Source organism: Pseudoalteromonas sp. US3C1013, from assembly GCF_048401115.1.
Lineage (GTDB): Bacteria > Pseudomonadota > Gammaproteobacteria > Enterobacterales > Alteromonadaceae > Pseudoalteromonas > Pseudoalteromonas undina.
In genome coordinates this window covers 170,917-197,303 of the sequence record NZ_CP183075.1, presented here as the reverse complement: position 1 = coordinate 197,303, position 26,387 = coordinate 170,917, and the positions used below count along the sequence as shown (strand labels likewise).

Sequence of the window (26,387 nt, the reverse complement as noted above, 5' to 3'; positions counted from 1 at the left end):
CCTTTACTATTTTGGATGTTTAGACGTCTAAAAGGTAGCGCATGCAGTTTAAGATGTCAAAACATTTAAATGTCTAGATAGCTAAATAACTAGTATTTGACTATCTTTTTTAAACCGATAGAATTTCACGCATATTTACACGCTTTGATGCTGTGTGAGCAATTTATAATCTGAGGCAACGATACATCTTATGGCTAAATGGAATGGTGAATATATTCACCCATACGCAGAACACGGGAAAAAATCCGAACAAGTAAAAAAGATCACCGTTTCGATCCCGCTAAATGTATTAAAAGTATTAACCGACGAGCGTACCCGTCGTCAAATAAACAACTTACGCCATGCAACAAATAGTGAGCTTTTATGCGAAGCGTTCTTGCATGCGTTTACAGGGCAACCGCTACCTAATGATGATGATCTACGTAAAGACAACGCAGAAAAAGTACCTGAAGAGGTGAAGAAAATAATGCAAGAAATGGGACTAGAAGTGCCTATTTTAAATGAAGACTAAATTTCTTTATCTGTGTTATAAAAAAACCTCAGCAAATGCTGAGGTTTTTTTGCGTTAATTTACACTTAAAATTACGCCATGTAATTTTCTGGCATATCAATTTGTGCCACACCCGAATCAACTGCAGCTTGAGCAACGGCTTTGGCGATACGAGGCAGTAAGCGCGGATCCATAGGTTTTGGTATAATATATTTAGCACCAAACTCTAATTTATCGATACCTGCAGCAGTCAGTACTTCAGCCGGAACTGGCTCTTTAGCAATACTGCGAATTGCCTCTACAGCAGCTATTTTCATTTCATCGTTTATTTCACTTGCGCGTACATCTAGTGCGCCGCGGAAAATAAATGGAAAACAAAGTACGTTGTTAACTTGGTTCGGATAATCAGAGCGGCCAGTCGCCATAATAAGATCGTTGCGTGCAGCATGTGCTAATTGCGGATCAATTTCAGGATCGGGGTTTGAACATGCAAATACAACTGGGCGGTCAGCCATTAACTTCAAATCATCGGCGGCTAATAAATTAGGGCCTGATACACCAACAAACACATCGGCATCTTCAATTACGTCCTGTAAAGTACGTTTATCCGTGTTGTTTGCAAATAATTGCTTATATTCATTTAAGTCATCACGACGTGTATGAATAACGCCTTTACGGTCTAACATATAAATGTGTTCACGCAGTGCGCCACACTTAATTAAAAGCTCCATACAGGCAACAGCTGCAGCGCCGGCACCTAAACACACGATAATCGCATCTTCAATTGCTTTACCTTGTACTTCTAGCGCATTTAGCATACCCGCAGCCGTTACAATTGCCGTACCATGTTGATCATCATGAAACACAGGAATGCTGCAACGTTCTATAAGTGCTTTTTCTATCTCAAAACATTCTGGCGCTTTAATATCTTCTAGGTTGATACCACCAAACGTGTCTGCAATATTCGCAACCGTGTTGATAAAGTCTTCGGTTGTGCGGTGCTTAACTTCTATATCAATTGAATCTAGGCCTGCAAAACGTTTAAATAATAATGCTTTGCCTTCCATTACTGGTTTTGAGGCCAGAGGGCCTAAATTACCTAAGCCTAAAATTGCGGTGCCGTTAGTAATAACCGCAACCATATTTCCTTTACCAGTATACTTATAGGCATTTGCTGGATCAGCGGCAATTTCACGAACAGGTTCTGCAACACCTGGGCTATATGCGAGCGCGAGGTCTTTAACCGTCTCAGCGGGCTTGGTCAGCTCAATACTGATTTTACCTGGAACGGGATGGGCATGGTAATGTAGTGCTTGTTCACGAAAATCTGACATAACGCGATTATATCCTGCAATTTAAGTTAAAGTGAGAGGTAGTTTTATTCTACGATACCTTTATTATTTTTAAATTCCAAGCAATATCAGGTCTATCCTGTTATATGCTAGAACTCTTAATTTTAAGTGATTTATCAGCAACTTCCCTAGATTATCCTGACATTTTTAAAATATAAATTCGTCATAAAAATGAAAATTACAGGTCGTTTTTACCCTTATTCAATATTTATGAAATACTCTTTTCAGTCTTAAATTAAAATAGTGAAATACCGAACTTTGTTTAACTTTAAATACAAATAACTTCACGTTAACTACATTTAAGTACCATATTTAAAGTGTAACAAATAAAAATATAGAGAATATTGGCAATTTTGTCTGCAAATGTTTATGCATATTCGGAATAAGAACAGGAAATAGTTATGCAAAAATAATAAATACAAAACTGTTATAAAAATGGAGGGATAAGTGAATTTTAGGCACAAAAAAAGCACCCTAAGGTGCTTTTTTTACATAGAAACAAAAAATTATTTTTTGCTGCTAAGTGCACCGAAGCGCTTGTTGAAGCGATCAACACGGCCGCCAGTGTCTAAAATCTTTTGCTTACCAGTGTAAAACGGGTGACACGCAGAACATACGTCTAAGTGAATATCTTTACACAAAGTAGAACGAGTTTCGAATTTGTTTCCGCATGAACAAGTTGCAGAAATTACTTCGTACTTAGGGTGAATACCTTCTTTCATAGGAACCTCTAGTTAAGGCCGCATCGCTCTCCAAACCCGAAGTCTGGCACCATACGTCGTTAAAACAAATTTATTGGTCGCGAATTTTATCCAACAACCCGCACGCACACAAGCTTTAATTATTCTTTTTACTAAAAAGTCGGCAAACACCTATTGATTACTGATTTGTCGGTAGGCTTTTAATACTATTTTTAGTACATTAGGCTATTAGGTTTCTTAGTTGAGTTGTTATGTGTTTTGTTGAAGTTGCAATAAAAGTCCCCTTACCTCGCACCTTTGATTATAAAGTGGATGAGCAATTAACACCGCTGACTCAATTGCAGCCTGGCATGCGCGTACTCGTCCCTTTTGGCAATCAACGAAAAGTAGCGGTTATCCTTAGTTTAAAAACCGATACAGAAGTTCCTGAAGGCAAAATCAAATCTATTATTGAAGTAATTGATAATTCGCCGGTGTTATCTGCGCAACATTTGGAGCTGCTGAAGTTTACTGCGCGTTATTATTGTTATCCACTAGGTGAAACTATTCATATTGCACTCCCCAATGCGCTGCGCCAAGGTGAATGCCCTGATAAAACCAGTATAAATATGCTGACGTTAACTGATAAAGGGGCGCTTTTACCATCTTTAAAAGCTAAAACACAGCTTAACTTGCTTAAGCAATTATCTGCATCGGGTAAGTCATCATTAACGGAACTAAAAGCACTCGGGTTTAATAAAAAGACTATTGATAGCCTGTTGGCAAAAGAGTTGATAGTGCAAACCATTGAACATGACAATCAATGGCAACATGCCTCTCCTACTGTGGGCACTAAGCCACGCTTAAATAAAGAACAAGCGATTGCTTGCACAGCTATTAATCAAAGCACCGGTTTCAATAGCTTTTTACTTGAAGGTGTCACTGGTAGCGGTAAAACAGAAGTTTACCTACAGTGCCTTGAAGAGGTGTTAAAGCGTGGAGAGCAAGCGTTAGTACTTGTTCCTGAGATAGGTCTAACACCGCAAACAGTGAATCGTTTTAGGCGCCGCTTCCCTGACACGCCAATTATGCTATGGCATTCAGCGCTCACCGATAACGAGCGCCTGCAAACATGGCGGTTTTGTGAAAAAGGCAGTTGTGCCATCGTTATAGGTACTCGTTCGAGTATTTTTCTGCCCTTTTTAAAACTCGGGATGATTGTGGTTGATGAAGAACATGATGCTTCATTTAAACAACAAGATACTTTACGCTATCATGCACGCGATTTAGCAGCGTATCGTGCTTATCAGCATAACATTCCGCTTATTTTAGGCAGTGCGACTCCCGCATTAGAAACACTGCACAAAGCAATTAATAACAAATACCAGTTACTCACACTAAGTGAGCGAGCACAAACTGCCACCGATAATCAATTTAAGCTTCTCGACATGAAAGGTCAGCCTGATCAAGCAGGTATTGCCCATGCGAGCCTAGCGATAATGCGCCAGCACCTGAATAAAGGTAAGCAGGTAATGGTATTTTTAAACCGCCGTGGTTTTTCGCCTACTTTAATATGTCATGAGTGTGGTTGGTTAAGTGAATGTAATCGCTGCAGCACGAGTGCAACCTTTCATAAAGCCATCGGTCAGATGATTTGCCATCACTGTGGTGACCAATATCAAGTACCGCATCAATGCCCTGATTGTGGTAGCACGCAGATATTTCCTAACGGTAAAGGCACTGAACAAATAGAAGAATTTTTGAGTACTGAATTTAAAGACATCCCAATTAGCCGAATAGACCGCGACTCTACGAGGCGCAAAGGCAGCCTTGAAAAAGCATTGGATGAAATAAACCAAGGTGGCGCACGCATTTTAGTCGGTACGCAAATGCTGGCCAAAGGCCACCACTTTGCGGATGTAAGCTTAGTACTCATTTTAGATGTAGATAGTGGTTTATATTCGTGTGACTTTAGGGCAACAGAACACCTTGCTCAATTAGTGACTCAGGTTGCAGGCAGAGCTGGACGTTCTGGTGAGCCCGGTGAAGTATTATTACAAACACACTTCCCTGAGCACCCATTATTACAAGATTTAGTTAATAACGGCTATCAAGATTTTGCCCGCTTTGCGCTCACTGAACGAAGTGACGCGCAGTTACCACCCATCACCAGTATGGCGATAGTTCGTGCACAGGGACATAACATTAAGCAAGTCGTCGACTTTCTAACGGATTTGGTTCCTGTCAATGGGGTATCTGGTATACAATTGCTTGGACCTATCCCTGCGCCTTTAGAAAAGATTGCGGGGATGTATCGTTTTCAATTACATATTCAAGCGCAAGATCGACGCATTTTACACCCGTATCTTGCACAAATGGTTAATTATCTCAGCACCAGTAAACTAGCTCAAAAAGTTCGCTGGAGTTTAGACGTAGACCCTACAGACATGATTTAGGTAAGGCCACACATAACACCATGGCACAGCACGATTATATTAATAAAAAACCAAAAAATAGAAAAAACACCAAACAAGAACCGGCTAAAAAACCTTTTCCGCTGTTATTAACCCTGATTGCACTAGTACTTGTCGGTGGCTTTGCATACGGACTCTGGTTTGTTAAAAATAATGCCGATCCTGATCTTGTTGAAAAACAAGCAAACCCAACAGCCGAAAAACAAGTAGAAATAGCTAAACCGCGACCACCTAAATTTATTAAAGAAATTAAAGAGCATGAAATTCAAGTTGAAGTGAAAGAACTTGAACAAAAAGGCCCTTATGTTATGCAGTGTGGTTCATTTAAAACGCATCAACAAGCTGAAACCTTAAAGGCTAAAATAGCCTTTGCTGGGCTAATTTCAGAGATCAAAAAAGCCACAGGTACCAATGGTGTTTGGTATAAGGTGCGTTTAGGGCCTTATGAAACCAAGCGCCAAGCAGAAAGTGATAAAAATAAACTAAAACGAATTAATATCGTTGGCTGCGGAATTTGGGGCTGGACTTGAATTTAAACCATTCACCCATATAACCTCTTCATAATCGTTTTTTACGCGCTGCCCCCTTGCAGCGCGATGATGAGGAATAACATGACTACAATCGTAAGTGTACGCCGTGATGACAAAGTTGTTATTGGTGGTGACGGCCAAGTCTCCCTTGGTAATACTGTAATGAAGGGCAATGCCCGAAAAGTTCGACGTCTTTATAATGGCAAAGTAATTGCTGGTTTTGCTGGCGGTACTGCTGATGCCTTCACCCTTTTCGAACGTTTTGAAAGCAAATTAGAAATGCACCAAGGTAATCTAACTAAAGCGGCCGTAGAAATGGCTAAAGATTGGCGTAGCGATCGCGCCCTACGTAAACTTGAAGCTCTATTAGCTGTCGCTGATGAAACTGCCTCACTGATCATCACTGGTAATGGTGACGTCGTACAACCTGAAAACGACCTGATCGCAATTGGCAGTGGCGGAAACTTTGCGCAATCTGCTGCAACCGCCTTATTAGAAAATACCGACTTAAGTGCTCGTGAAATTGTAGAGAAAAGCCTAACAATTGCTGGCAACATCTGTGTATTTACGAATAACTTCCAAACTATCGAAGAATTGTAATAGGAACTCGCCATGTCTGATATGACCCCAAGAGAAATTGTTCATGAGCTAGACCAGCATATTATTGGTCAAGCAAAAGCAAAAAAAGCGGTTGCTATTGCCCTTCGTAATCGCTGGCGCCGTATGCAGTTAAACGAAGACTTACGCACAGAAGTAACGCCAAAGAATATTTTAATGATTGGCCCAACTGGTGTAGGTAAAACAGAAATTGCGCGTCGTTTAGCAAAACTTGCTAATGCCCCTTTTATCAAAGTTGAAGCCACTAAATTTACAGAGGTGGGTTATGTAGGTAAAGAAGTTGAAACTATCATCCGTGATTTAGTTGATGTTTCAATTAAAATGACTCGTGAGCAACAAACTAAAAAGTTTAAACACCGTGCAGAAGAAGCTGCAGAAGAGCGTATTTTAGATGTATTACTGCCTCCAGTGAAAGATCAATACGGTGAAGTTCAGCGCGATGATAACTCATCAACACGCCAATCGTTTCGTAAAAAATTACGCGAAGGCCAGCTAGATGACAAAGAAATTGATATTGATTTAGCGCAAGCTCAACCGAATGTTGAAATTATGGCTCCTCCTGGTATGGAAGAAATGACCAACCAGCTACAGGGCATGTTTCAAAATATGGGTGGTGATAAACGCACTAAACGTAAGCTTAAAATTAAAGAAGCATTTAAACTACTTACCGAAGAAGAAGCCGGTAAGTTAGTCAACCCTGAAGAATTGAAAGAGCAAGCAATTTTTGCGGTAGAGCAAAATGGCATTGTGTTTATTGATGAAATAGACAAAATCTGTAAGCGTGGTGAAGCTTCAGGCCCAGATGTAAGCCGTGAAGGTGTACAACGTGATTTATTACCGCTTATTGAAGGCTCTACGGTTAATACTAAGCATGGCATGGTTAAAACTGACCATATGCTATTTATTGCCTCAGGTGCATTCCAAATGTCTAAGCCATCAGACATGATCCCTGAACTACAAGGCCGTTTACCTATTCGTGTTGAACTTGAAGCACTAACAGCCGATGACTTTAAGCGTATTTTAACTGAGCCACACGCATCACTTACTGAACAACAACGTGAGCTACTTAAAACAGAACAAGTTGCTATTGAGTTTAGCGACGATGCAATTGAGCGTATTGCTAAAGCCGCGTGGCAGGTTAATGAGAAAACTGAAAACATCGGTGCTCGCCGTCTGCATACTGTTATGGAAAGATTAATGGAAGAAATTTCATATGATGCTTCAGAAAAAGCAGGTTCAAGTTTAGTTATTGACGCTGCCTATGTTGAAAAACACCTAGGTGCACTGGTTGAAGATGAAGACTTAAGTCGCTTTATTCTTTAATTGCAAAGACATAAAACGTTATACTAAAGCCTCCAGCATGGAGGCTTTTTTGTAAGTGAGATGACAATGAAACAAGTAACTAAAGTGCACTATCATAGTGTGAGTAAAAATTTAGATGTGTTCTTTGATGATCATTCAGAGACAACCTTCAGTGCGGAGTTTTTACGGGTACACTCTCCCTCAGCCGAGGTGCAAGGCCATGGCTCTGAGCCTATGAAATTAGTACTTAATAAACAAGCTGTGGCTATTAAAAACATTGCACCCGTAGGGCATTACGCATTACGTTTAGAGTTTGACGATGGTCATAATAGCGGGCTATTTAGCTGGCAATATTTTGCTAAGCTGCAGGCTGAGAAGGCGAGCTTGTGGGACACATATTTAGAACGTGTTAAGCAGAATGAAGATAACAAAGACAGTGTACCAATAAAATTTGTACCTTAGCGCCAGTGGGGATGCCTCTGCTTAGTTAGTAAGAAAAAAGCGGCAATTAAGCCACTTTTTTCTATGGAAAGTTATACTTTATATTTTGAGATTGCTTGATGAAGCACCCTTGATTGCTCAGATACCTCTTCACTGGTTTGCGCATTAGTTTGTGAGTGAGCGGCAGCTCCTTCAGCAATATCTCGAATACGGACTACATTTTTATTAACCTCTGATGCTACCTGACTCTGTTCATCAATAGCAGTGGCTATATGTGTACTCATTTCCATAATCGTTTGCACATCAACAGTGATTGCTCCTAGCAATTCACCCGCTTTTGTTGCTTGTGTTGCACTCTCACCACCCTGAGTACGACACTGATGCATAATACTCACTACCTCTTGGGTACGCTGTTGTAAGGTGTTAATAATACCTTCAATTTCGCTAGTTGACTCTTGCGTGCGTTGTGCAAGTGAGCGCACCTCATCTGCAACAACCGCAAAACCACGACCTTGCTCACCCGCTCTTGCTGCTTCAATAGCCGCATTTAGAGCCAGTAAATTAGTTTGTTCTGCAATGGCACGAATTACATCAAGTACAGAGCCAATGGTTTCACCATCTTTTTCTAGCTGTGACACCACGCTAGAGGCCTTACCAAGCGAATCAGACAAAGCATTAATATGTTTAATGGTTGACTCTACTTCAACTTGACCTTGTTGAGCACTTACATTGGTTGATTCAGCTTTTTTAGCTGCAGCTTCTGTATTATGTGAAATATCTTGAATCGTTGCTTGCATTTCTGTGGCTGCCGTTGCCACCATGTCCGCTTCATGCAATTGCTCTTGCATGCCAGAACTAGTTGCTGAGGTTGTTTCAGATAAGTTACCTGTTGCTATATTAAGCGTTGTCAGAGCAGTATTTACTTCATAGATAAGATCTTTAAAGTCGCTAATCAAGCTATTAAAATCTATGGTCATCCTAGTGACTTCATCTTCTCCTTTGTGCTCTATGAATAAGCTTAAATCATTGTTTCGTCTTATCTTGTCAATAGTTTGATAAACTTTCTCAATAGGCTGAATTATTGAGCGGCTAGTTAAATACACAAGGACCATAACAATAATACTGGCAACTATAAATATGGCTATTGCTAATAATTGCGCCTGCTGAGCTGTCTCACTCACTTGCTTTTTAGTGGCCGTAGTAATGGCAGTAACCACATCATCACTTTTCTTAACACTAACTCTCATTTTCCCAAGAGCACCCGAATCTAAATCAACCCCTAAGGCGACTTGTGCATCGACTAGTGCGGTAAATTTGCCTTGGTAATTAGTCATTAATGAGGTTAATTGATTGCGTATATTACTAGGTATTTCTGCGGTATTTATTTGTTGTTTTAACTCATCACCCAATTTATTAAATCGGTCTAAATATTTGGTATCTAAACGTAACATAAAGTCTTTTTCAGCACGGCGTAGCTGCAGCATAGTAGTAAGTAATTTATAATTATTTTGCTGGTTCAGCAGTGTTTCAATGTTGTGTACTGACTCACGCAATTCGCCATAGAGTGCATCTTTAGGGTGTAAACCTATCTTTCGCTGTAAATTAACAACAACTTGAAAGTCATCATAATACTGCTTTGCAAGCGCCTCAAATTGGTTAACCTGAGCAATGGCAATATCCAAATCGTTTGATAAAACAGATAGCTTTCCCAGTTTTAGCTGAAGCTGTTTGTATTCATTGGTGAATAAATCTAAGCTATTTTCATCTTTATAAAATAAAAAATCTTTTTCATATTTACGCATCGAAAGCTCATGCACATCAAGCTCTTCGGCGTATTGAATTGTTTCATTTAATTTAAGCATTACACGTGCTTCATAAATGATAATGCATAGCATGACAATCATTGCTAAGCCAACAACTAGGGCATTTAGTTGCAAACGGCGTTTTATCGTCAGATTTTGTAAAAAATTCATTGTAAATACCTATATTAAATTTGCCAGCGCAGTATAACGTGATGCTTCATTTTATTTAAATCATTAAGTTTGAACAAAATAAAAGGGGTCGCCGGTAAAATTTAACCATTTACAAACTCCTTTTAAACAAATGGACAATATTAAACCATTGGCCTAACCACAGTATTACTCAATTTTACAACTCTTGCCACTGAGGAGGAAAAGTTCAACTGTATCAAAGATGCAATACACCTGTTTATAATCTTGTTGTGAATAAATGACAAGTTTATGAAAGAATTATTATTCTTATAGTTGATTTAGTTCTAATTATGGCTAAATTTACTGCGATTAAGTCGTTGTTATTGCCTATAAGGAGGGTATACTGAGTTACTAACTTATGTATCTTTTGAGGATAAAATAATGGATTACAGCACTTCTGATTTATGTGACCACTTTGCTGATGTGGTTGACGTGCTTGAACCTATGTTCATCAACTTTGGTGGTCGACACAGTTTTGGTGGCCGCATTAAAACGGTAAAATGTTTTGAAAACAATGAACTGATCCGCCAATTACTTTCTCAAGATGGTACTGATCAGATTTTACTTATTGATGGCGGCGGCTCAACTCGCAGAGCATTAATCGACATTGAGCTGGCTGAGCTGGCACTAGAAAACAATTGGCAAGGCATTATCGTATATGGTGCATTACGTCACGTTGATGAGCTTGAAGAACTTGATTTAGGGATCCAAGCTATTGCATCAATTCCTGTTGCAGCAGACAGTGAAGGCGCGGGCGAAAGCGGTATAGGGGTTAATTTTGCTGGCGTATCATTTTTTGATGATGACTTTGTTTATGCCGACAGTACAGGTATTGTACTTTCTGCTGAAGAATTAGAGCTAGAAATAATAGAACTTTAGTGTGACTGTTCAGCTTAAAATATATAACGAAAGCACGGTAAAGGAAATTTGCTCTGACCGTGCTGGAGAGCTAAAAGCATGGCAGTCGATGGCATTACTCGATGCCCGCGACAATATCCAACAAGCGCTTGCTGATGCCGTACAATTTGGTATGCGCTTTGTCTTACTCGGCATATGTGAAGACATTGGACCGAGAGCCAACCTAGGAAAAGGCGGTGCACAGTATGCTTGGCCTGCTTTTTTACAACGGTTTTTAAACCAACCTCACAATAATGCCATCGCTATGCAAAAAGTGTTACTGCTTGGCGAAGTCAACCTCGACGATTTAATGCAACAAGCCCAAACGCTTGATAATCATAATCCAAACGACTTAGCTCAATTGCGTAAGCTGTGCGCTGAAGTAGATGAGCGAGTTGAAGCAATTTTAGACATGGTTTTTAAAGCGGGCCTTGAACCTATTATTATTGGCGGCGGACACAATAACTGTTTGGGTATTATTCGCTCGCTTGCCAAACATAGCCATAGCGCAATTAACGCGATTAATTTAGATCCTCATGCCGACTTTCGTGAGTGTGAAGGTAGGCACAGTGGTAATGGGTTTCGCTACGCTTACCAAGAGCAGCTGCTCAAGAATTACCATGTTATTGGCTTACATGAGCTAAAAAACAATCAACCTATTTTTGATGCTATGCAGAGCGCTAACTTTAGCTACACAAGCTATCAAACAATTAATGTGAAGCGTGAAATAAACTTAACTGAAGCAACTGCCCTTGCACTAAAAGAGTTTGATAACGCACCGCTAGGGGTAGAAGTTGATTTAGATAGCTTAACCAATATGCCTGCAAGTGCCTTTAATTATTGTGGTTTTGATGTCAGCGATGGTGAGCATTATGTTTACTTAGCTGCAAATGATCCGCGCAGTGCTTATTTACACTTATGCGAAGCAGCACCTTCACAACACCCTCATTCTATAACTGCAGGTAAATTACAGTGTGGCCAAGTGATCAGTGCTTTAGTTAATACCTATTTACAAACAAAACTAAGCATTTAAAACACACTTAAAGTTCTTGTGCTTCTAACCATTGCTTAAACCAACTCATTAATCCTAAACTGCTCAATGGGTGTCCAAAATAGTATCCCTGTGAAGCATAGGCTTTTAGACTTTTTACAAACTTTAGTTGATCGAGTGTTTCAACACCTTCAAAAATAACTTTCGTCTGTTGCTGGTTATGCATTTCAACCATGCCACCTACTAAACTACGTATATTATTTTGATTACTAAAGTCTGCAGTTAATGCAGGCGATACTTTAATATATTCCACCGCTAAACTAGGTAACTTAGAAAGTAATACAGGGTTATCACCTAAACCATCAACACACACTTTTAAACCTAAACTATTAAGCCTTGCAATCATGGCTCTGCCTTTATCATCTAAGCTAGTAAAAATATGTAGCGGACATTCTAAAATTAAATCACCAGGCCTGAGTTGATGCTCACCAATAACCCCATAAACAAAATCCACAAACTCTTCGTTGAGCATTTCCGGGCCAAATAAATTAACACTTAAAGGTACCGACATTCCTTCCATACGAAGTGCCATGGCAAGCTCTCCAGCACGTTCAATAACAAAGGTAGCGAGTGAGTAACCAAGCCCTGCAATTCTAATATCATTGATAAATCGACTCGCCGACAAAGTCCCTTGAGTTGGATGCTGCCAACGTAATAGCAATTCTAAAAATTCGATTTGGCCATCACTATTTCGAATCACAGGTTGAAAAAACAGTTCAAACTCATCAGCAAAACTGATATTCGCCAGCTCAGTTAATCGCGCTTGCTGCTCTAAATGCTCAACCGTCATCTGCTGATGATAAGCCACTATTTGTTTATCAGGCCGGCTATCAAGTGCCAAGTAAGCATGACTAATTAACTCATCAAAGCTACTGCTTTGCAGCTCACAATGTACATAACTGGCTCTTACTTTTACTTCAATCGTACAATTAGCTACATTGAATGGCTTTAAAGTCGCGCCAATAATTTGCTTTATAAGCTGTTGATGTAAATGATTATGGCTTTGTAAATCACAAATAAATGCAAAGTTTAACCCACCCAAATGCGCTAACTTAGCCTGCTCGTCAAGATAAAACACTTCATCACTATTTAATAAGTCTTTTATTCTATTTGCCGACTGAGACAAGAGTAAATCACCAAAATCTCGGCCAATGTGTTGATTAACCTGCGCAAAGCCCTCCAATCTTAAAACAATAAGTGCAGCTCTGAATGAATCTTCATTAATAAGCTCATTATATTTTTGACGTAACTGTTGTTTATCTGGGAAGCTAGTTAAAGGTGAGTTTTCAACATACACCTCAGGGTCGGTTTGCGGCTTTAAGGGTGGAGCAATCTGTGGTGCATTATCCATTGAAAAGCTACTGCTACTGAGCAGTAAAATTGGAATAAGTAACCACGCTAAATGTAGCGTAAAAAAGAGGTAACCAATAAATAATAAAGCAAGTAACCCTGTTGCACAGGCACTAACAAGTAATGGGAGTTTTTGCTTTAGTAAATTCGCTTGATATAAATGAAAACCAAACCCCAGAGCCAATAACACAACAAACCAAGGAATGGCAGTACTAACCATAGCTAAACCAATCAGCCCGGTGCATAAAAGGATGAGTCTTATTACGTTACTTTTAACGGTTAACAATACAGCAACCATTGCCATTAAAAGCGCACCACTTAAAAATATAGCTAAATTACTGTAGCTCAATAACGTTCCATCCATAGCTGAGGTACTCACTGACATTAAATAAAACATGGGTTTAAGAGTTAAGTCTTATAATTAGCTAAGTTTACCCAATATCCATAAATTTAACAGTTTATTTACTCCAAACTGATAACTTAATTGTGCTGGATGCTCAATTTGCCAATGTGCTATATCAGCGCGAGCACCTACTTTTAATACGCCTCTATCAGTAAAACCAAGAGCCTGAGCTCCGTGTGCAGTGACTCCCATTAATGCTTGCTCTGGAGTAAAATTAAATAATGTACAAGCCATATTCATCATTAATTGCAAAGAACATAACGGTGATGTGCCGGGGTTAAAATCACTGGCAATTGCGATGGGAACCTTGTATTTATTTAACAGTTCAATCGGAGGGTATTTCGTTTCTTTTAAAAAATAAAAAGCACCGGGCAGTAATACCGCCACAGTACCTGCATTTGCCATAGCTTTAACACCGGCTTCATCAAGATATTCCAAATGATCGGCCGACAAACCATTGTATTGCGCCACCAGCGCAGCACCTTGTTGATTGGATAACTGCTCAGCATGACACTTAATTGCTAACCCCAGCTTTTTAGCCGCATCAAATACTCGCTGCGTTTGCGCATAACTAAAGCCAATATCCTCACAAAACACGTCAACCGCATCGACTAAATCATGTTCAACAAGGGTGTTGAGCATTTCATTACACACTAAATTTATATAATCATCACTACGATTTTTAAACTCTAAAGGCAATGCATGCGCCCCTAAAAAGGTATTAATGACTTCAATAGGATGATGTTGATTTAAAAGCCTAGCAACTTCTAATATTTTTTTCTCATTTTCTATATCAAGCCCATACCCTGACTTAATTTCTACCGTAGTGACACCTTCAGCTAGCAGTGCATTTAAACGATCTTTTGCTGCTACAAATAATTGTTCGTGGTCAGCCTCTCGGGTTGCTTTAACTGTACTTGCAATCCCACCCCCTTGCGCGGCAATTTGCTGATAACTTACCCCCTGTAAACGCTGCTCAAACTCCTGTGCACGAGAACCGGCAAACACTAAGTGAGTATGGCAATCCACTAACCCCGGGGTTAACCACTGTCCTTTGATACTTACTACCGGAGTGGCTAATACATCAAAGTCGGGCAACTCAGTTTGCTTACCTAACCATGCTATTTTGCCATTTTTAATTGCTAAAGCCGCATTTTCTATCGCTCCATAAGGCGCATCAATGTTGCTATCCATAGTGGCAATATTGGCATCGGTGAGTAATAAATCGATATCATTTAACTGTTCTGTGGATTCTGTAGCTTGCATAAGTCTCTCCGCGATAGTGTTCAAACGAGTTTAAAAACACATCTTGTATATACAAGATGATTATGCCATCTTACTAGGTATTGTTTATTTTTAATATACTAAAAATATTTATGCCAGCACCTAAGTTTACGCAAATAAAACAATTTATTGTGGACAAAATACGCAGTGGGCTTTGGCTTGAAAACCAACGTGTCCCTTCAGAAAATGAACTAGCAAAACAATTTACAGTAAGCAGAATGACCGCACGTCGGGCACTTAGCGAACTCACTGATGCGGGCATTTTAACCCGTAGCCAAGGCCTAGGAACGTTTGTAGCAAGCTTCAAGTCTCAGTCGTCATTACTTGAAATAAAAAACATCGCCAATGAAGTAAAAGAGCGAAACGGAAACTACAGCTGCACAGTCCAAGTATTAGAATCGATTAATGCCGTCGCGCCAATTGCAATTGCTTTAGGTGTAGAGGTAGATAGCGTGGTGTATCGCAGTGTCATAATTCATAATGAAAACGACAGTCCCTTGCAAGTAGAGGAGCGCTTTGTAAATCCGCCCCTTGCAAAAGATTATTTACAACAAGATTTTACCGCCCTTACCCCTCACGAATATCTCTCAACAGTTGCCCCTTTAACGCAAGCGAGGCATACGGTAGAGGCTATTACCCCAAACAGTGAAATGTGCCAATGGCTTAATTTATATAACGAAGAGCCCTGTTTACAAGTAATACGCCGTACTTGGTCGGTAAACGGAATTGTTAGTTTTGCACGACTTATATCGCCAGGCAGTAAGTATCGCTTGGGCGGACAATTAACATTTAAAAACAATAATAAAGCGCATAACACTTAAATTTAACAGGAGTGAATAATGGATCATCGACTGGACACACAACGCACAATTCGCGCACAGCATGGTAATCAAATATCTACTAAAAGCTGGCAAACCGAAGCAGCTAAACGCATGCTAATGAATAATTTAGACCCTGATGTTGCCGAGCACCCTCAAGCTTTGGTGGTGTATGGCGGAATTGGCCGTGCTGCCCGTGACTGGCCAAGCTACGACAAAATAATTGAGACGCTTGAGCGCCTTGACGATGACGAAACCCTATTAGTGCAATCAGGTAAACCGGTGGGGGTATTTAAAACTCATAGCAACGCACCGCGGGTATTAATTGCAAATTCTAACCTTGTTCCACACTGGGCTAACTGGGAACATTTTAACGAGTTAGATAAAAAAGGCTTGATGATGTACGGCCAAATGACCGCTGGCTCTTGGATTTATATCGGTTCTCAAGGGATTGTTCAAGGCACTTACGAAACCTTTGTAGCTATGGCAAAACAACATTTTTCAGGCGATGCCAAAGGTAAGTGGGTGCTAACAGGTGGCCTGGGAGGAATGGGCGGTGCACAACCATTAGCAGCAACCATGGCAGGCTTTAGTGCCTTAGTAGTAGAATGTGATGAAAGCCGTATCGATTTTCGAATAAAAACAGGGTACGTCGACGTAAAAGCCACAGATCTTGAGCATGCATTAAAATTAATAACCGATGCCTGCGTAAAAGGTGAAGCGCTTTCTGTGGGTTTACTTGGTAACGCGGCTGATGTTTTTAGTACCTTAGTAAAAAGTGGTATTACTCCCGATATAGTCACCGATCAAACCTCAGCCCATGATCCGCTTAACGGCTACCTGCCACAAGGTTGGAGTATGGAGCATGCTGCAAAAATGCGAATCGATAATCCACAAGCAGTGGTGAAAGCGGCCAAACAGTCAATGGCAGTTCAAGTAACAGCGATGTTGGCACTGCAAGATGCAGGCGCAGCAACTACCGACTATGGCAATAATATTCGTCAAATGGCGCTCGAAGAAGGCGTAACAAATGCATTTGATTTCCCTGGATTTGTACCTGCTTATATTCGTCCATTATTTTGTGAAGGCATTGGCCCATTTAGATGGGTAGCACTCTCAGGCGATCCCGAAGATATTTACAAAACAGACGCAAAAGTAAAAGAACTAATTCCTGATGATAAGCATTTGCATAACTGGCTTGATATGGCGCGTGAGCGAATTCAATTTCAAGGCTTACCTGCACGTATTTGTTGGGTTGGCTTAAAAGACCGAGCGCGTCTAGCGGTTGCCTTTAATGAAATGGTTAAAAACGGTGAGCTTAAAGCACCGGTAGTTATTGGCCGCGATCATCTTGACTCAGGCTCAGTAGCTAGTCCTAATCGTGAAACAGAGAGCATGCAAGATGGCTCCGATGCAGTCTCTGATTGGCCTTTATTAAATGCCCTGCTCAATACCGCAGGCGGTGCTACTTGGGTATCGCTTCATCATGGCGGTGGTGTAGGTATGGGCTTTAGCCAGCATTCAGGTGTGGTTATTGTTGCCGATGGTACCGATGAAGCAGAGCAACGCCTTGCAAGAGTGCTTTGGAATGATCCTGCTACCGGTGTGATGCGCCATGCCGATGCCGGTTATGACATTGCAAAAAATTGTGCACAACAACAAAACCTAGACCTACCTATGCTTAACAAGGATAAGTCATGATTTCATACACACTTACACCGGGTCAGCTTGAATTACATACCTTAAGAAAAATTAATCAATCGGCCGTAGATTTAACTTTGGCAACTGAAGCCGCTACACAAATAGCAGCCAGTGCCCAGACAGTTCAAGACGTAATAAACGAGCAGCGTACCGTATATGGTATTAATACCGGCTTTGGTTTATTAGCCAATACTAAAATAGCGAATGATGAGCTAGAACTATTACAACGCAGTATTGTGCTTTCACACGCTGCGGGCATTGGCGAGTTAATGGATGACAGCACGGTCAGATTAATGATCACCCTAAAAGTAAATTCTTTATCACGGGGTTATTCTGGTATTCGTCTAGCAGTCATTGAGTTTTTTATACAGCTACTTAAAAATGAAGTGTACCCATGCGTGCCTAAAAAAGGCTCAGTAGGCGCATCGGGCGATTTAGCCCCCCTTGCTCATATGTGCCTGCCTTTATTAGGTGAAGGGAAAATGCGCTATCAAGGAGAGCTAATAAGCGCAGAACAGGGGTTAAAAATTGCAGGGCTAGAGCCACTGATATTAGCTGCTAAAGAAGGCTTAGCACTATTAAATGGCACACAGGCCTCTACTGCATTCGCACTGCAGGGCTTATTTAGAGCAGAAGATTTGTACGCACAAAGCTGTGTTATTGGCTCTATAAGTATTGAGGCCGCCATGGGCAGTCGCGCACCGTTTGATGCTCGTATTCATGAGGTTCGTGGTCAAAAAGGGCAAATTGATACCGCGCACGTATTTAGAGAGCTATTAAGCACCCACTCACAAATTAGTGACTCACATATTAATTGTGAAAAAGTACAAGACCCTTATTGCCTGCGCTGCCAACCGCAAGTACTTGGTGCGTGTTTAACCCAAATACGCCAAGCCGCCGAAGTATTACTGTGTGAATCAAACGGGGTAACCGATAACCCACTCGTTTTTGCCGATGTGGGGGATATTATTTCAGGTGGAAACTTTCATGCTGAGCCCGTTGCTATGGCCGCTGATAACCTTGCAATTGCCATTGCCGAAATTGGCGCCTTAGCTGAGCGACGTATTGCCCTACTGATTGACTCTAATTTATCAAAATTGCCGCCATTTTTAGTTGAAAACGGTGGGGTAAATTCAGGGTTTATGATTGCTCAAGTAACCGCAGCTGCGCTCGCCTCTGAGAACAAGTCACTAGCACACCCAGCTTCGGTAGACAGCTTACCGACCTCAGCTAATCAAGAAGACCATGTCTCTATGGCAACTTTTGCTGCTAGGCGCTTAGTTGATATGGCTAATAATACGCAAGGCGTGTTAGCCGTTGAGTGGCTGAGTGCTTCTCAAGGGCTAGAATTTAGAGCGCCACTACATGCGTGTGAGCAGGTAGAAAATGCGAAGGCGCTGCTACGCCAACATGTTAGTTATTACGACAAAGACCGCTACTTTGCCCCCGATATTGAAGCGGCTAACAGACTACTAAGTGAAGGTAAGTTGTGCGACTTTATAAAAAATTCGCCCTTACCTTCTTATTAAATACCATACTGATAACTAAAACCCAGCGCTTCTATCGCTGAGCCAATAACTTTGCGCTCAGCGACTTCATCACTACTAAAACTGGGCATTTGTGTGCCATACAGCTCACACTTTTGTGCATAATAATCTGCTTTGCTCGGGTGCGCAGGGTTAACTACATTATAAATGCTTTGCCCTTGTGACCAATTGTTAAGTACCGCATAAATGGCATTGATCACATCTTGTTGATGCACCATGTTCACCACTTGCTGACTAGAGGTGTTGAGCTCCTTACCTGCCACAAAACGACCCGGCTCTCTGTTTGGCCCCAACAATCCGGCTAATCTTAGAACTTTACCTTGCTGTTCAAGTACTTGCTCTTCAGCATCATAGAGCTTTATTTGTCGCTCGTTAGTGCCAGATATATCGCTACTTTCACTATAAACTCCAGGCTCTTGATCATACACCCCAGTCGATGAGCACAATAAAAAACCTTTGCAATTAAGTTCAGTTGCCAGCTTTAACCCCTGCTCCAGCACTTGAGAATAATCACTTTCGCTGTCACGACTGCGCGGAGGTATAGCACACACCCAGTACGCGTTTTGTAAATCCACTTGGTGCTGCAGCTCGCCGTTTTGTAGAACAAACTGACGCTCAAAATCAAATTGATGAGTGTCACTACGATGAGTTCCTTGCACTTGCCAACCTTGTTTTTGTGCATCAATACATAAGGCTTGGCCAAGCCAACCAGCGCCAAGGACTACTAAGTTATCTTTGTTGGTTTGCACTTTATTACCCTTTTATTAAACTCAATCAACGTGTTATATAGCAATAAAAAAGATGACTAACTCTATGCTACTAAAAATAATATTAGCAAACGCTGGTTACAGAAGATATTAACATACACCTTTTTTACGATTAACAACCTCTTTAATGATAAAGCTTCCGTGCATACACATCTGCCGATAAACCGCATGACTTAAGTGACCTACCGAGATTAATTAATAAAATTATTGCTCAATTTAAGGATTAAAAAACGATAGCGACAAACAAGGCATTTAAGGGTGAAATTTAAGCGCTTCGCTCTTGTTTTTAATTTATTCAACACCATATCTTTAAAGCATTTCTAATCAACTTTAGCTACATAATGCTATTTTTATGAGCGAGATCTCATTTTTCTGTTTTAAATGAAGATCTTTTTATTGAGGTAGTTTGATGTTTAGCAGAGTCTGGTATAGTAGCGCAGGTAATAAACAGTGCTTTTTAAGCAGCTTAATACAAAATTGCTAATTAATGTGTCCTAAAGGTTAATTCAAAGAATACATTAATTATCAATTGTAAAAAATGGGTTAGCCGATGCACGGCTAGCAAAAAAACACATTGTAACGGTTTTATCATGATATCTAATTTATTTACCAAGATTTTTGGTAGTCGCAATGACCGCACTATTAAAAACCTAAGAAAGACGGTCGCACTGATCAATGCACTTGAAACGCAACTAGAAGCGCTTTCAGATGAAGATTTAAAAGCTAAAACAGCTGAGTTTAGAGAACGTTACGATAACGGACAAAGCCTAAGCGATATTCTACCAGAAGCATTTGCTGTGGTACGTGAGGCGTCAAAGCGTGTAAACGGTATGCGTCACTTCGACGTGCAATTATTAGGTGGTATGGTTTTACAACAAGGCCGTATTGCAGAAATGCGTACTGGTGAAGGTAAAACCCTAACCGCGACACTTCCAGCATATTTAAATGGCTTAACAGGTAAAGGCGTTCATGTCATTACCGTAAATGACTACTTGGCTAAGCGTGATGCTGAAACCAACCGTCCACTATTTGAGTTTTTAGGCTTAACCGTTGGTTGTAATGTTCCGGGCATGATGCCACAACAGAAAAAACAAGCTTATGCAGCTGACATCACTTACGGTACCAATAACGAGTTTGGTTTTGACTACCTACGTGACAACATGGCATTTAGCATTGAAGAGCGCGTTCAACGCCCATTATTTTATGCCGTAGTGGATGAAGTGGATTCAATCCTAATTGATGAAGCGCGAACGCCGCTTATTATTTCAGGCCCAGCTGAAGACAGCTCAGAGCTTTACACTGAAATAAATACCATTGTTCCTTTACTTGAACTACAAGAAAAAGAAGATGAGGAAGGGATTGAAGGTGATGGCGATTTCACTATCGATGAAAAATCTAAGCAAGTTCACCTAACTGAGCGTGGGCAAATAAAAGTTGAAGAGCTACTTACAGAGCGCGGCTTAATTGAAGAAGGTGATTCACTGTACTCAGCAGCGAGCATCACGCTACTCAGTCACGTTTATGCAGCTCTTCGTGCGCACAAGCTTTACCAAAAAGATGTTGACTACGTTATTAAAGAAAACGAAGTTATCATTATTGATGAGCACACAGGTCGCTCTATGGAAGGACGCCGTTGGTCAGAAGGTTTACACCAAGCTGTAGAAGCAAAAGAAGGTGTGAAAATTCAAAACGAGAACCAAACGTTAGCTTCTATTACGTTCCAAAATTACTTCCGCTTGTACGAAACGCTAGCAGGTATGACAGGCACAGCCGATACAGAAGCGTTTGAGTTTCAGTCTATCTACGGTTTAGACACAGTTGTTATGCCAACCAATAAGCCAATGATCCGTGATGATCGCGCAGATTTGGTGTACCTAACGCAAGAAGAAAAGTACGAAGCCATTTTAGCAGACATTAAAGACTGTCAAGAACGTGGTCAGCCAGTACTTGTAGGTACTATCTCAATTGAAAGCTCTGAGTACTTGTCGCAGTTTTTACGCAAAGAAAAAATTAAGCACAACGTACTTAATGCTAAATTCCACGCACAAGAAGCAGACATTGTTTCTGATGCGGGCTTACCAGGCACAGTCACCATTGCCACCAACATGGCCGGTCGTGGTACCGATATTGTACTTGGTGGTAACTGGAACAGCGAAGTTGAAAAACTTGAGAACCCAACTGACGAACAAATTGCTGAAATAAAAGCAGCATGGAAAATTCGCCATGATGCGGTAATCGATGCCGGTGGTTTGCACATTATTGGTACAGAGCGTCATGAATCACGTCGTATTGATAACCAATTACGTGGTCGTTCTGGCCGTCAAGGTGATGCTGGTTCAAGCCGTTTCTACCTATCGATGGATGATGCGTTAATGCGTATTTTTGCTGGTGAGCGCATGACTAACATGATGCGTAAACTAGGTATGCAACGCGGCGAAGCGATTGAACACCCATGGGTTAACCGCGCAATCGAAAATGCTCAGCGTAAAGTAGAAGCACGTAACTTTGATGTGCGTAAACAGCTACTTGAGTACGATGATGTAGCAAACGACCAACGTCGTGTTGTTTACTCTCAACGTAATGAATTGCTGGAAGAGGGTGATATTTCAGAAACAATTACCGCTATCCGTGGTGATGTACTCGCTGGTGTAATTGATCAATACATTGCCCCACAAAGCTTAGCCGAGATGTGGGATATCCCAGGACTTGAAGAACGCTTAAAGCAAGATTTCCTAATTGAGTTACCAATTACTCAGTGGTTAGCTGATGACAATAAACTGTACGAAGAAAAACTTCGTGAGCGTATTGAAGAAGCGGTTGAACAAGCCTACAAGCAAAAAGAAGAAATGGTCGGCGATTCTGTACTGCGTCAGTTTGAAAAAGCTATTATGCTTCAAAGTCTTGACCAACATTGGAAAGACCATCTTGCTGCAATGGATCACTTACGCCAAGGTATTCACTTACGTGGTTATGCACAAAAGAATCCTAAGCAAGAATACAAACGTGAGTCGTTTGAATTGTTCTCTGAAATGCTAGAAAACTTAAAAGTCGATGTGGTCGGTATTTTAAGTAAAGTGCAAGTTCGCGCTGAAGAAGATGTTGAAAAAGTAGAAGAGCAACACCGTAAAAGTGAAAATGCCCCTCGCGAATATCAACATGAAGAAGCAGAGCACGTAGGTGGTGAAGCACCGCAAAGCGCTCAGGTTATGGCACGTAGCGAGCCAAAAGTTGGCCGTAACGATCCATGTCCATGTGGTTCAGGCCAAAAATACAAACAATGTTGTGGTAAATTAAAATAACACCACTTTGTTACGTTAGATAAAAAGCGACGCTTGCGTCGCTTTTTTTATGCTATTTAAGGGAGAGGTAATGACTAAAGTAATCATCAATGTTGCTGTGGGTGTAATTAAAAAAAATAACAATTTGTTTATTTGTAAACGTGCAGATGAGCAACATCAAGGTGGGCTATGGGAGTTTCCTGGTGGCAAAGTTGAAGCTGGAGAAAGTGTATTTCAAGCCCTAAAACGTGAACTGCTAGAAGAAGTAGGGCTGACTATTCATAGTTCAAGCGAACTTATCATTATAGAGCATGACTATGGCGATAAATGCGTACGACTTAATGTGCATGTGGTCAGTAACTTTAATGGTCAAGCTCATGGCGCAGAAGGACAACCAAGCGAATGGGTCAGCATAGACGAACTTGATAACTATGATTTTCCTGCTGCTAATGTTGAGATAATCAGCGCCATAAAAACGAAATATAGCTAGTTTTATCATCAGGTATATAAGTAACTAAAAAGCCAGTGAGCATCATGCTCACTGGCTTTTTATTTTGCGATTAGTTTAAGCTCAAATTACCAAATTTTTACGCGATCTTCAGGCTTGATATACATTTTATCGCCCTCTTTAACATCAAACGCTTGGTAAAATTCTGGCATGTTCGACAAAATACCAATTACGCGATAATGACTCGGTGAATGTGAATCGGTCATTAAACGATTACGTAATGCCTCATCACGGTATTTACGACGCCAAATTTGCGACCATCCCATAAAGAAGCGTTGGTCACCCGTATAACCTTCAATAATGGGCGCTTTCGAATCACCTAGCGATAACTGATACGCTTTATAAGCGACGGTTAAGCCGCCTAAATCACCAATGTTTTCACCCAGTGTCAGCTCACCATTAACGCTGGCATCTTCAAACGGTTTATATTGATTATACTGTGCAACTAGGGCAGCACTTCGCTGTTCAAACTGCTTAAGGTCTGACTCGCTCCACCAATTACGTAAATTGCCATCACCGTCGTATTTTGCCCCTTGGTCGTCAAAGCCATGGCCTAACTCATGGCCAATAACCGCACCAATAGCACCATAGTTAACAGCATCATCCGCTTCTAAATTAAAGAAAGGAGGCTGCAGAATCGCCGCAGGGAATACTATTTCGTTATTCACTGGATTGTAGTAAGCATTCACTGTTTGTGGAGTCATATGCCACTCAGATCGATCAACTGGCTTACCTAATTTAGCAATCATATCTGCATAAGCCCATTCACTGTAGCGAATATAGTTACCTACCAGTTCATCAGGGTTAATCGCTAAATCTGAGTAATCTTTCCATTTATCTGGGTAACCAATTTTAGGGGTAAACTTATTGAGTTTTTCTTGCGCCGCCACTTTTGTTTCAGGGCTCATCCACTCAAGGTTTTCAATTGCCACTGAATAGCCTTTAATCACATTATCAACTAACTCTTCCATACGTGCTTTTGCTTCTGGCGGGAAGTTTTCTTTAACGTAGACTTTACCTAAAATTTCACCCAGTACACTGTTTGATGCATCAACGGCTTGCTTCCAAAGTGGTGCTTGCTCTTCAACACCACGCAACGTGGTGCTGTAAAAATTAAACTTCAAATCCACTAAATCTTTATTAAGTAGCTGCGCGTAATTACTAACAAAATGGAATTTTAAATAGTTTTGCCAAACAGCTAAGTCAGTATTGTTGAAAATCTCTGCAAATTTTTCAAAGTAACTTGGTTGGCGCACAATTAACTCTTGAGCATCAACGCCAACTGCTTCGAAATAGGCATTTAAATCAAACTCACCCATTAGCGAGTTAGCTTCAGCTACCGTCATTTTATTGTATGACTTAGTTGCATCACGGCTTTGCACTCGGCTCCACTGTGCATCAGCAAGTGTCGTTTCAAGTGCTAATATCGCTTTGGCTGCATCAGCGGCATTATTAACGCCAGCTTTAGCTAAAATATCGGTGATATACGTTTGATAAGCCGCGCGAATTTTTGTGAATTTTTCATCATCTTTTAAATAGTAGTCGCGGTCAGGTAAACCAAGTCCCGCTTGATAGGCATAAAGCGCATTTTCACTTGAGTTTTTAGCGTCATTATTAACATACCAGCCAAAAGGAAGATCGCCACCTTTAACTTGTAGCTGTGCCATCAGTGTGACCAACGCGGCTTTATCTTTCACTGTATCAATGCTTTTAATAGCTGGCTCAAGTGGCAAAATACCTAACTCTTCACGAGCATTTTCAGCCATATAGCTAGAATAAAATGCACCAATCTTATATTCATCTGAACCTGGTTTTGCACTACTATTAGCACTGGCGTTTTCAAGCACTGTTTTCATTGCTTTTTGCGATTCATCATATAACTGTGAGAACGACCCATAGTTAGACTTGTCACCTGGAATCTCAGTTTTTGCTAACCATTGACCATTAACATGGTAATAAAAATCATCCTGTGCACGAACACTTTTATCCATATTTTGTAAATCAACACCTAGCGCACCAGGAGCCGCCACCGGTGCAGTTACTGTGGTTGATTCTGCTTTCATTTGTTGTGGCTTTTCGCCGCAGCCAACCAAACCTAACGCCAATGCAATACTGGCGGCAGTCATTGTTATTTTTTTCATAAGAATTCCGTATATTAATTAGAATAAATACGCATTTCATTAAGATTTGATAACTCAAAAAAACAACAATAGGATGCAGTCTATTACCTGCTTAATGAAATACGCATCAGCTACAACCTAATTTAGGAAGCACTAGCTAAGCATAATAAACCTGATTTAAATAACAATGAAATCGAATATGTAACAAAGTATTTTGCGTTTGTTCAAAGCGTGAAAAAGAGCCTAGTGTGAGGGCTAGCTAGGGCTTACTTTTGCCATGTAAAGCTAAGCGCTGCAGCTTTTCTTTTAATGAAGGAGGAGCAGAATCTGCGATCGCATTCAAATAATCAGCCGTTTGCTCACTCATTTTAAGAGAGTTAGTCGCTTGGCTATCTGTCGCTTTAGGACGATTACTTAATCGTTGGGTTGCTTGTGGATTGGCGGTAATTTTTATTTGCCCAAGCTCTGCCATACCTGCGGCTCTAAAATGAGACTGCATATCCATTTTTAAATAATTAAGCCTAAGAGCAATAGGAGCTGAAACAGCTTCTATCATCAATGTGCCGTCACGATAATTACTTACTCGACATTTATCGCCTAGCTTAGGCCCTAAAAAATCGCGTAACAGCTGTTGCTGTGTATCCAATGCTTGGCTTTTTCCCGCATAGGCTGCTAAACGGTTGTTTAGCCCGGCCATAATGTCGGTTAATGGTTTTGGCGCATATCTATCTTTAGCCATATCACACCTTAAAAACCTCAAAGGAAAGTTTGCTTAAATTAAGCTT

Annotated in this window: 21 protein-coding genes; 13 read left to right on the top strand and 8 right to left on the bottom strand. The window is 40.7% G+C overall.

Going from position 1 to position 26,387, the window contains the following annotated elements:
- Positions 1 to 190 precede the first annotated feature (190 nt).
- The gene (gene metJ / locus ACNSN2_RS00860; protein WP_008115021.1) at positions 191 to 511 is read left to right on the top strand and encodes a met regulon transcriptional regulator MetJ; all 321 of its coding nucleotides are present in this window, start codon (positions 191 to 193) and stop codon (positions 509 to 511) included.
- Positions 512 to 582: 71 nt separating this feature from the next.
- Here the strand turns inward: metJ and ACNSN2_RS00855 are convergent, their stop codons facing one another.
- Together ACNSN2_RS00855 and rpmE are read right to left on the bottom strand one after the other, a co-directional pair.
- Positions 583 to 1,824, bottom strand: coding sequence for a malic enzyme-like NAD(P)-binding protein (locus tag ACNSN2_RS00855; RefSeq protein WP_008465773.1), 1,242 nt, complete (start codon positions 1,822 to 1,824; stop codon positions 583 to 585).
- 524 nt (positions 1,825 to 2,348) lie between these two features.
- The gene (gene rpmE, locus ACNSN2_RS00850; RefSeq protein ID WP_008115018.1) at positions 2,349 to 2,564 is read right to left on the bottom strand and encodes a 50S ribosomal protein L31; all 216 of its coding nucleotides are present in this window, start codon (positions 2,562 to 2,564) and stop codon (positions 2,349 to 2,351) included.
- A gap of 230 nt (positions 2,565 to 2,794) precedes the next feature.
- Here rpmE and priA point away from each other — a divergent pair, with 230 nt between their 5' ends.
- The 5 genes from priA (at position 2,795) to ACNSN2_RS00825 (ending at position 7,908) form a co-directional block, all read left to right on the top strand.
- Complete coding sequence (gene priA, locus ACNSN2_RS00845) at positions 2,795 to 4,978, top strand: primosomal protein N' (RefSeq protein ID WP_010390416.1); 2,184 nt, start codon at positions 2,795 to 2,797, stop codon at positions 4,976 to 4,978.
- A gap of 20 nt (positions 4,979 to 4,998) precedes the next feature.
- Positions 4,999 to 5,526: an SPOR domain-containing protein gene (locus ACNSN2_RS00840; protein ID WP_054202549.1), complete on the top strand. Its 528-nt coding sequence runs from the start codon at positions 4,999 to 5,001 to the stop codon at positions 5,524 to 5,526.
- Between the two features lie 81 nt (positions 5,527 to 5,607).
- Entirely contained in the window at positions 5,608 to 6,126 is a 519-nt protein-coding gene (hslV, locus tag ACNSN2_RS00835; RefSeq protein WP_008115012.1) for an ATP-dependent protease subunit HslV, read from the top strand.
- 12 nt (positions 6,127 to 6,138) lie between these two features.
- Positions 6,139 to 7,467, top strand: coding sequence for an HslU--HslV peptidase ATPase subunit (hslU, locus tag ACNSN2_RS00830; RefSeq protein WP_054202550.1), 1,329 nt, complete (start codon positions 6,139 to 6,141; stop codon positions 7,465 to 7,467).
- 66 nt (positions 7,468 to 7,533) lie between these two features.
- Positions 7,534 to 7,908, top strand: a complete 375-nt coding sequence (locus ACNSN2_RS00825; protein ID WP_418608173.1) for a gamma-butyrobetaine hydroxylase-like domain-containing protein — start codon at positions 7,534 to 7,536, stop codon at positions 7,906 to 7,908.
- A 71-nt stretch (positions 7,909 to 7,979) separates the two neighbouring features.
- Here ACNSN2_RS00825 and ACNSN2_RS00820 read toward each other — a convergent pair whose 3' ends face one another.
- Positions 7,980 to 9,860, bottom strand: coding sequence for a methyl-accepting chemotaxis protein (locus ACNSN2_RS00820; RefSeq protein ID WP_054202552.1), 1,881 nt, complete (start codon positions 9,858 to 9,860; stop codon positions 7,980 to 7,982).
- 399 nt (positions 9,861 to 10,259) lie between these two features.
- Here ACNSN2_RS00820 and rraA point away from each other — a divergent pair, with 399 nt between their 5' ends.
- Both rraA and ACNSN2_RS00810 read left to right on the top strand, forming a co-directional pair.
- Positions 10,260 to 10,757: a ribonuclease E activity regulator RraA gene (gene rraA / locus ACNSN2_RS00815; RefSeq protein ID WP_008465762.1), complete on the top strand. Its 498-nt coding sequence runs from the start codon at positions 10,260 to 10,262 to the stop codon at positions 10,755 to 10,757.
- Position 10,758: 1 nt separating this feature from the next.
- Complete coding sequence (locus ACNSN2_RS00810; RefSeq protein ID WP_054202553.1) at positions 10,759 to 11,808, top strand: formimidoylglutamase; 1,050 nt, start codon at positions 10,759 to 10,761, stop codon at positions 11,806 to 11,808.
- Positions 11,809 to 11,815: 7 nt separating this feature from the next.
- Here the strand turns inward: ACNSN2_RS00810 and ACNSN2_RS00805 are convergent, their stop codons facing one another.
- Together ACNSN2_RS00805 and hutI are read right to left on the bottom strand one after the other, a co-directional pair.
- The gene (locus tag ACNSN2_RS00805; RefSeq protein ID WP_418609023.1) at positions 11,816 to 13,540 is read right to left on the bottom strand and encodes an EAL domain-containing protein; all 1,725 of its coding nucleotides are present in this window, start codon (positions 13,538 to 13,540) and stop codon (positions 11,816 to 11,818) included.
- Positions 13,541 to 13,597: 57 nt separating this feature from the next.
- Complete coding sequence (gene hutI, locus ACNSN2_RS00800) at positions 13,598 to 14,845, bottom strand: imidazolonepropionase (protein ID WP_010390398.1); 1,248 nt, start codon at positions 14,843 to 14,845, stop codon at positions 13,598 to 13,600.
- Between the two features lie 110 nt (positions 14,846 to 14,955).
- On the opposite strand from hutI, the gene hutC reads away from it, so the two are divergent.
- Genes hutC through hutH form a run of 3 tightly spaced genes read left to right on the top strand, consistent with a single transcriptional unit; the run spans position 14,956 to position 18,911 of the window.
- Positions 14,956 to 15,684, top strand: a complete 729-nt coding sequence (hutC, locus tag ACNSN2_RS00795) for a histidine utilization repressor (protein WP_010390397.1) — start codon at positions 14,956 to 14,958, stop codon at positions 15,682 to 15,684.
- 18 nt (positions 15,685 to 15,702) lie between these two features.
- Entirely contained in the window at positions 15,703 to 17,382 is a 1,680-nt protein-coding gene (hutU, locus tag ACNSN2_RS00790) for a urocanate hydratase (RefSeq protein ID WP_055012270.1), read from the top strand.
- Positions 17,379 to 18,911, top strand: coding sequence for a histidine ammonia-lyase (gene hutH, locus ACNSN2_RS00785; RefSeq protein ID WP_418608169.1), 1,533 nt, complete (start codon positions 17,379 to 17,381; stop codon positions 18,909 to 18,911). The genes hutU and hutH overlap by 4 nt, the downstream gene beginning before the upstream one ends.
- On the opposite strand, the gene ACNSN2_RS00780 is transcribed toward hutH, so the two are convergent.
- A complete protein-coding gene (locus tag ACNSN2_RS00780) occupies positions 18,908 to 19,678 on the bottom strand; it encodes an NADP-binding protein (protein ID WP_109875465.1) in 771 nt (256 codons plus the stop codon). The genes hutH and ACNSN2_RS00780 overlap by 4 nt on opposite strands.
- A gap of 608 nt (positions 19,679 to 20,286) precedes the next feature.
- On the opposite strand from ACNSN2_RS00780, the gene secA reads away from it, so the two are divergent.
- Both secA and mutT read left to right on the top strand, forming a co-directional pair.
- A complete protein-coding gene (gene secA / locus ACNSN2_RS00775; protein WP_418608167.1) occupies positions 20,287 to 22,995 on the top strand; it encodes a preprotein translocase subunit SecA in 2,709 nt (902 codons plus the stop codon).
- Positions 22,996 to 23,065: 70 nt separating this feature from the next.
- On the top strand, positions 23,066 to 23,464 hold the full coding sequence (gene mutT, locus ACNSN2_RS00770; RefSeq protein WP_010390390.1) for an 8-oxo-dGTP diphosphatase MutT: 399 nt from the start codon (positions 23,066 to 23,068) through the stop codon (positions 23,462 to 23,464).
- Positions 23,465 to 23,550: 86 nt separating this feature from the next.
- Here the strand turns inward: mutT and ACNSN2_RS00765 are convergent, their stop codons facing one another.
- Both ACNSN2_RS00765 and ACNSN2_RS00760 read right to left on the bottom strand, forming a co-directional pair.
- Positions 23,551 to 25,623, bottom strand: a complete 2,073-nt coding sequence (locus tag ACNSN2_RS00765) for a M13 family metallopeptidase (protein ID WP_010390389.1) — start codon at positions 25,621 to 25,623, stop codon at positions 23,551 to 23,553.
- A 238-nt stretch (positions 25,624 to 25,861) separates the two neighbouring features.
- Positions 25,862 to 26,341 (bottom strand): DUF721 domain-containing protein, encoded by a 480-nt coding sequence (locus ACNSN2_RS00760; RefSeq protein WP_054202561.1) that lies wholly within the window; start codon positions 26,339 to 26,341, stop codon positions 25,862 to 25,864.
- Positions 26,342 to 26,387 lie beyond the last annotated feature (46 nt).